Below are 1,009 nucleotides of genomic sequence, written 5' to 3' on the forward strand. Positions count from 1 at the left end.
ATATAATGTTTACTTTGTTTTGAAAAGAGATTTTTCTACTAGATCGTTGTGAAACGGTTTCATAGGATAATCTCTTTTGTTTAGTTTTGGAAAGAACGTACTGTACTTTTTAGTTGCTCAATAAATTCTCGAGTTGCAGCACACATATATTTATCTTTTCTATAAATTAGCCCTATTTCAATTGTTGGAGTAGGGTTTTCTATTTTAATAGCTTGAATGTTTTTATTTTGTAAAAAGTCTATATATGGTTTGGGTAACACTGTAATTCCCATTCCTTTGGAAACCATTTGGATTAAAGATTCCATCGTGCTAATTTCTAAAATTGGTCTTGGTTTAAAGTTGAATTTTTGACAATGAGATGTAATTAGTTCGGTTAAAAAGAAATTTTTAGGTAAAAGAATTAAAGGGTAGTTTTGTAATTCAGCAATAGATACATGATTACGTTCAGCTAATCGATGACCAGTTGGCACGACTAATGTAAGATCGCTTTTGTATAGAGGGATAGAGATAATCTCTTTATCTTGCACCGGGAGAAATGTAATTCCAATATCTAGTTCGTTTCGTAATAATTTTTCACGAATATCTCCTGTGCGAAGCCCTAATACAGAAAGCTCTATATTGGGATATAAATTATTGAAATTTAAAATAGTTAGTGGTAGTAAATAATTTAGGACGGTTAACAAAGCCCCTATTGTTAAGGAACCTTGCTGTAATCCGTTTAGGTCTTGAATAGCTGAACGAGCTTGTTCGACTTCATGAAAAATGGTTTTACTATGTGATAATAAAATCTTCCCTGCTTCAGTTAAAGATATTTTTTTACCAATTCGATCGAAAAGTGGCATTCCTACTTCATGCTCTAATGCACGTATTTGTTGACTTAGAGAAGGCTGTGAAATATTTAATTTCTCAGCTGCTTTTGTGAAATGTAATTCTTTTGAAACAGCTAAAAAGTATTCAAGTTGTCGTAATTCGATTGGAATCACCTCAAGTATAATAATAGGTTATACCT

The 1,009-nt window shown here is 31.6% G+C and carries 1 protein-coding gene; it reads right to left on the minus strand.

Features of this window, described 5'->3' with window-relative positions:
* Positions 1-80 precede the first annotated feature (80 nt).
* The gene (locus ABWK52_RS28845) at positions 81-983 is read right to left on the minus strand and encodes a LysR family transcriptional regulator (protein WP_000612234.1); all 903 of its coding nucleotides are present in this window, start codon (positions 981-983) and stop codon (positions 81-83) included.
* Between the last annotated feature and the right edge of the window lie 26 nt (positions 984-1,009).

Origin of the sequence: Bacillus sp. AP50, assembly GCF_040492675.1 — a bacterium.
Taxonomy (GTDB): domain Bacteria; phylum Bacillota; class Bacilli; order Bacillales; family Bacillaceae_G; genus Bacillus_A; species Bacillus_A cereus.